The 6,235-nt window shown below is 74.5% G+C and carries 5 protein-coding genes; 3 read left to right on the top strand and 2 right to left on the bottom strand.

Annotated features, from left to right (window positions below; translation table 11 throughout):
* Positions 1–253: 253 nt before the first annotated feature.
* The 3 genes from ACZ37P_RS06885 to ACZ37P_RS06875 are packed head-to-tail and all read left to right on the top strand — an operon-like array spanning position 254 to position 3,350.
* Complete coding sequence (locus ACZ37P_RS06885) at positions 254–1,273, top strand: NUDIX hydrolase (protein WP_467345212.1); 1,020 nt, start codon at positions 254–256, stop codon at positions 1,271–1,273.
* Complete coding sequence (locus tag ACZ37P_RS06880) at positions 1,270–2,103, top strand: MBL fold metallo-hydrolase (protein ID WP_391042643.1); 834 nt, start codon at positions 1,270–1,272, stop codon at positions 2,101–2,103. Before ACZ37P_RS06885 ends, ACZ37P_RS06880 begins: the two co-directional genes overlap by 4 nt.
* Positions 2,100–3,350 (top strand): cytochrome P450, encoded by a 1,251-nt coding sequence (locus ACZ37P_RS06875; protein ID WP_467345210.1) that lies wholly within the window; start codon positions 2,100–2,102, stop codon positions 3,348–3,350. Before ACZ37P_RS06880 ends, ACZ37P_RS06875 begins: the two co-directional genes overlap by 4 nt.
* Before the next feature lie 70 nt (positions 3,351–3,420).
* On the opposite strand, the gene ACZ37P_RS06870 is transcribed toward ACZ37P_RS06875, so the two are convergent.
* Positions 3,421–5,028, bottom strand: a complete 1,608-nt coding sequence (locus ACZ37P_RS06870; protein ID WP_467345208.1) for an ABC transporter permease — start codon at positions 5,026–5,028, stop codon at positions 3,421–3,423.
* Positions 5,025–6,140, bottom strand: a complete 1,116-nt coding sequence (locus ACZ37P_RS06865) for an ABC transporter ATP-binding protein (protein WP_467345207.1) — start codon at positions 6,138–6,140, stop codon at positions 5,025–5,027. The genes ACZ37P_RS06870 and ACZ37P_RS06865 overlap by 4 nt, the downstream gene beginning before the upstream one ends.
* Positions 6,141–6,235 lie beyond the last annotated feature (95 nt).

Genomic DNA, 6,235 nt, shown 5'->3' with positions numbered 1-6,235 from the left:
AGAGGGGGGTACACGCGCGCAGCGCTTTCGGTGTGGCTGTCTTCCCGTGGGACTCCCTGGTAGGGGTGGAGGCCGGGGTAGGGCGGAGGGACGGGGTCCGCCGGTCCGCCGCCCGCGGGGGAGGCCCCCGCGGGCGGCGGCTCTCGAACGTCGCGGGGAGGCCCCCGCGGGCGGCGGCTCTCGAACGTCGCGGGGAGGTCCCTGCGGGCGGCGGCTCTCGAACATCGCGCCGGATGGACGTAGCATCCCGCCCATGACCAGGACCGACGGACAGATGTTCCCCGCCTCGTGGCCGGACCGCATCCGGGCGCTGACGAGCGGGGAACTGGTCCCCGTCACGCCGCGGCGGGCGGCGACCGTACTGCTGCTGCGGGACACCGACGCCGGCGGACCGGCCGTCCACATGCTGCGCAGACGCGCCTCCATGGCCTTCGCCGGGGGCGCGTACGCGTATCCGGGCGGCGGCGTGGACCCGCGCGACGAGCGTCCCGTGGGGTGGGCCGGGCCGTCGCTGGAGGCGTGGGCGGCGGCGCTGGGGGCGAGCGAGGCGGTCGCGCAGGCCGTGGTGTGCGCGGCGGTGCGGGAGACCTTCGAGGAGTCGGGGGTGCTGCTCGCCGGGCCCGACCCCGAGACCGTCGTCGCCGACATCACCGGGGCGGACTGGGAGGCGGACCGGGCCGCGCTGGCCGCTCACCACCTGTCCTTCGCCGACTTCCTGGCCCGCCGCGAACTCGTCCTGCGCTCCGACCTGCTCGGCCCCTGGGCCCGCTGGATCACCCCGGAGTTCGAGGAGCGCCGCTACGACACCTGGTTCTTCCTCGCCACCCTCCCGGCCGGGCAGCGCACGCGGGACGTTTCGGGCGAGGCGGACCACACCGTGTGGCTGCCGCCCGCCGAGGCCGTCGCGGGCTACGACCGCGGCGAGCTGAGCATGCTGCCGCCGACCGTCACCACACTGCGCGACCTGCTGCCGTACGCCTCTGCCGCGGACGCGCTCACCGCCGCGGGTGACCGGGACCTCACCCCGGTCCTGGCCCGCGCTGCCCTCGACGAGCACGGCGACGTCGTCCTGACCTGGCCGGGACACGACGAGTTCACCCGCTTCATCCCGGGCACGGCGGGCCCGCTGCCGGACCGGGGCCAGGGCCAGTTCCAGGGTCAGGGCCGGGACCCGGACCAGGCTCAGGACCAGACTCAGGACCAGGACCGGGCTCAGGACCCGGCGCGGAGCGAGGACCCGGACCGGGCCCAGGACGAGGGAGCGGGCCGATGACCGCCGCGAAGCCGCCCGGCGAGCCGCGGGCCACCATCGGCGGCCGGGCCACCGCCCGCGCCCTGTGCGTGCTGGCGCCCAACCCCTCGGCGATGACCCTGGACGGCACCAACACCTGGATCGTGGCCGAACCCGACTCACCGCTGGCCGTCGTCATCGACCCCGGCCCGCTGGACGAGGGCCACCTCGCCCACGTCGTGGAGGTCGCCGAGCGGGCGGGCAAGCGCGTCGCCCTCACCCTGCTCACCCACGGCCACCCCGACCACGCGGAGGGCGCGGCCCGCTTCGCCGAACTGACCGGCACCCGCGTACGGGCCCTGGACCCGGCGCTGCGGCTCGGCGACGAGGGCCTGGCCGCGGGCGACACCGTCACCACCGGCGGCCTGGAACTCCAGGTCGTCTCCACACCCGGCCACACCGCCGACTCGCTCTCCTTCCACCTCCCGGCCGACGGCGCCGTCCTGACCGGCGACACCGTGCTGGGCCGCGGCACCACCGTGGTCGCGCACCCCGACGGGCGGCTCGGCGACTACCTGGACTCGCTGCGGCGGCTCCAGGCCCTGACGGTCGACGGCGGGGTGGACACCGTGCTGCCCGGGCACGGCCCCGTGCTCACCGACGCCCGCGGCGCCGTCGAGTACTACCTCGCCCACCGCGCGCACCGGCTCGCCCAGGTCGAGACCGCCGTCGAGTCGGGGCTGCTCACCGCCGCCGACGTCGTCGCCCACGTCTACGCCGACGTCGACCGCTCCCTGTGGCCCGCCGCCGAGCTCTCCGTCCAGGCCCAGCTGGCCTACCTACGCGAACACGGACTCATCGATCTGCCATGACACCCACCTCTCCCGCGTCACCCGCCGCCCCTTCGCCCGGACCCGCCTTCGAGCCCTGGTCGCCCTCCTTCGTCGCCGACCCCTACCCGGCCTACGAGGCCCTGCGCGCGGCCGGCCGCGCGCACTGGTTCGAGCCGACCAGGCAGTGGCTCATCCCGCACTACGACGACGTCAACGCCCTGCTGCGCGACCGCCGTCTGGGCCGCACCTACCTGCACCGCTTCACCCACGAGGAGTTCGGCCGCGAGGCGCCGCCCGCCGAGCACGAGCCGTTCACCACGCTCAACGGCAACGGGATGCTGGACCTCGAAGCCCCCGCGCACTCCCGCATCCGCCGCCTGGTCGCCAAGGCCTTCACCCCGCGCACGGTGGAGAATCTGGCCCCCACCGTGGAGCGCCTGGCCGCCGGACTCATCACCTCCCTGCACGCCGATGGCGGCGGCGACCTGCTCTCCCGGGTCGCCGAGCCGCTGCCGGTCGCGGTCATCGCCGAGATGCTGGGCATCCCGGCCGCCGACCGCGGTCTGCTGCGGCCCTGGTCGGCGGCGATCACCGGGATGTTCGAGCTGAACCCCACCGAGGAGAGCGCCCGCCGCGCGGTCACCGCCAGCGAGGAGTTCTCCGCGTATCTGCACGAACTCATCGCCGCCCGGCGCACCGACCCCGGCGAGGACCTGATCAGCGCGCTGATCGCGGCCCGCGAGGACGGGGACGTGCTCAGCGAGCAGGAGATGATCTCCACCATCGTGCTGCTGCTGAACGCGGGCCACGAGGCCACGGTCAACACCACCACCATCGGCTGGCTCACCCTCTTCCACCACCCCGACCAGCTCCAACTCCTCTACGACGCTCCCGACCGGCTGCGGGACGGCGTGGACGAGATGCTGCGCTACGACACCCCCTTGCAGATGTTCGAACGCTGGGTGCTGGACGACATCGAGGTCGGCGGCACGGTCATCCCGCGCGGCTCCGAGGTCGCCCTGCTCTTCGGCTCCGCCAACCGCGACCCGGCCCGCTTCACCGACCCCGACCGCTTCGACGTCACCCGCCCCGCCGCCGACAACCGCCATGTCAGCTTCGGCGCGGGCATCCACTACTGCCTCGGCGCCCCGCTGGCCCGCCTCGAACTCGGCGCGTCCTTCGGCACCTTCCTGCGCCAGGCGCCCGGCCTGCGGCTGGTCGCCGAGCCCGCCTGGAGCCCCGGTTATGTGATCCGCGGACCGGAGGAGCTGCTGGTCACCTGGTGACGGCGCGGAACCGCGCGCAGGACCGTACGGCGGGCCCGCGCGCACGACCCCCTGCGCGGATCGCCGCGGGTCAGCCGGTGACGAGGTCGCGGCGGCGAAGCCCGGCCAGGCCGGCCGCGAGGGTCCCGGCGGCCACGAGTATCAGCCAGGCGTACGGCGTCGCGGTGATCTCGCCGCCGGGCAGCTTCGGCACGTGGGTGAACGGCGACAGGTCGAGCAGCGGCTGCGGCAGCCGCAGCACCGGGCCGAGCTGGCCCATCATCACGAAGAGCCCGAGCAGGCCCCAGGCGGCCGTGGACGCCCTCGGGAGCAGGCCGAACAGCAGGGTGCCGAGCCCGATCAGCACCCACACGGCGGGCGCCTGCGCGACGGCCGCCCCGATCAGCCGGGGGACCTGCCCGCCGATGTCGTCGATGGCGCCGCCGTAGGCCAGGCCCATCAGCAGGCCGCCGGTGGCCAGCAGGACGACCGTCCCGAGCAGCGCGTGGACGAGGTGGCTCGCGGCCCAGCGCACCCTGCCGACCGACTGGGCGAGCACGGCCTCCGCGCCCTGCCCGGTCTCCTCGGTGCGCAGCCGCAGCACGCTCTGCACGGCGAAGACGGCGGCCATGATGCCGAGCAGGCCCATCGCGGTCGACAGGAACGCGTCGGTCAGGCCCTGGTGGCCGCCCATCCGCTGGAAGATGTCGTCCACTTGGCCGTTGCCGCCGATCAGGTCCCCGACGGAGTCGGTGACCGAGCCGTAGACCCCGCCCGCGACCGCCAGGCCCGCGGCCCACGCGTACAGGGTGCCGCGCTGCAACCGCCAGGCCAGGGCGAGGGGTCCGTTCAGCGAGCGGGCCGCCCGCGCGGGTCCCGGACGGGCGGGCAGCAGACCGGCCCCGGTGTCCCGGCGGGCGACCAGCGCGTACGCGGCGCCGCAGGTCAGTACGGCGAAGGCGGCGGCGGGCAGCAGCACCCACCACGCCTCGTCGGCGTACGGATGGAGGTGTTCGAGCCAGCCCAGCGGCGAGATCCACACCAGGGGCGAGGAGGAGTCGGTGGTCGCGGCGTCCCCGGCGGCGCGCAGCAGGAAGGCGCCGCCGAGCACGGCTCCCGCGACACCCTTGGCGAGCCGCGCGGTCTCGGTGACCTGGGCGGTCACCGCGGCGACCCCGGCGAACATCATGCCGCCGACCGCGAGGGCGAGGGCGAGCGCGACCGAACCCGTCAGGCTCTGGCCGAGCACGGTCATGCCGCACAGCACGACCAGGGCGATGGCGACGTCGGCGGTCGCGGCGGCCGACAGGGCGGCGGTGAGCGGGGCCCGGCGGTCGACCATGGCCGCGCCGAGCATGTCCTGGCGGCCGGTCTCCTCTTCCTCACGGGTGTGCCGGACGACGATCAGCATGCTCATCAGCCCGGTGAGGGACGCGCCGAGCACGCCCATCCGCCAGCCGGTGAGCGCGCCGATCGTGTCCCAGTCGTAGATGGGTCCGAAGAGCGCGCGCAGCGGCGCGCTGGCGTTGGTGCTGCGCGCGAGGTCCGCGCGTTCGGCCTGGTCGCCGTAGAGCGTGCGGAAGGAGGCGGCGGTGCCGATGACGGACGCGGCCAGCACGTACAGCCAGGCCGGGATCATCAGCCGGTCGCGGCGCAGGGCCAGTTGGGTGAGGGCGCCGGTGCCCGCGAAGCCGCTCATCGGGGCGTCGCCTTACGCGGACCGGTCGCGGACGGCGTACCGGATGCGGTCGTCCCGTCGGGTCCGGACGGCGTACCGGATGCGGACGTACCGATCGCGGTCGTCCCGCCGGGTCCGGACGGCGTACCGGCCCGGCCCTCGGCAGCCGACGCGTGACCGTCGGCGTCCGGGTCCTCGTAGTGCCTGCGGAACAGCTCCTCCAGGGTGGGCGGGCGGCTGGTGAGGCTGCGGACGCCGGTGTCGGCGAGGGCGCGCAGCAGGGCGTCGAGCTTGTCGGTGTCGGCCTGGAGGGTGACGTGGTGCCCGCTGACGTCCACGTCGTGCACGCCGGGCAGTTCGTCGAGGCCGCGCGGTGGGGCGGCCAGTTCCGCGGTGACGCTGGTGCGGGTCAGATGGCGCAGCTCGCCGAGGGCGCCGGTCTCCACCGTGCGGCCCTGGCGGATGATGCTGACCCGGTCGCAGAGCGCCTCGACCTCGCTGAGGATGTGGCTGGACAGCAGCACGGTCGCCCCGCGGTCCCTGGCCTGCTCCACGCAGCCCTGGAAGACCTCTTCCATCAGCGGGTCGAGTCCCGAGGTCGGCTCGTCCAGGATCAGCAGGTCGGCGTCCGAGGCGAAGGCGGCGACCAGGGCGACCTTCTGCCGGTTGCCCTTCGAATACGCGCCGCCCTTCTTCGTCGGATCCAGCTCGAACCGGTCGAGCAGTTCCCGTTTCCGGCTCGCGGCACCGCCGTCGCCCCGCTCGCCGGTCTCCCCCCGCCCGCGCCCGCGCCACCGGCCGCGCGCAGCGCCCCCGCCGCGCAGTCTGCCGAAGAGGTCGATGATCTCGCCGCCGCTGAGATTGGGCCACAGCGTGACATCGCCCGGCACGTAGGCGATCCGCCGGTGCAGGGCCACCGCGTCCCGCCACGGGTCGCCGCCGAGCAGCCGGGCCTCGCCGCCGTCGGCTCTGATCAGGCCGAGCAGGACGCGGATCGTGGTGGACTTCCCCGCCCCGTTGGGACCCAGGAAGCCGTGCACCTCGCCGGTGCGGACGGACAGGTCGAGTCCGTCGAGTGCGTGTGTGCGGCCGAAGGTCTTGCGGAGCCCGGCCACCGTGATTGCGTCCGTCATGCTTGTGAAGCTACAGTACATTCAGAAATTTGTGAAGATGACGAAGCGGATAAACTTCACTCAGCGTGACGTGATCGGATCGGACGAGGGAGGCG

The sequence above is a fragment of the Streptomyces sp. NPDC024632 genome (genome assembly GCF_055559175.1).
Note: the sequence above shows the minus strand (reverse complement) of the source record. Positions and strands in the feature narration are given on the sequence as shown.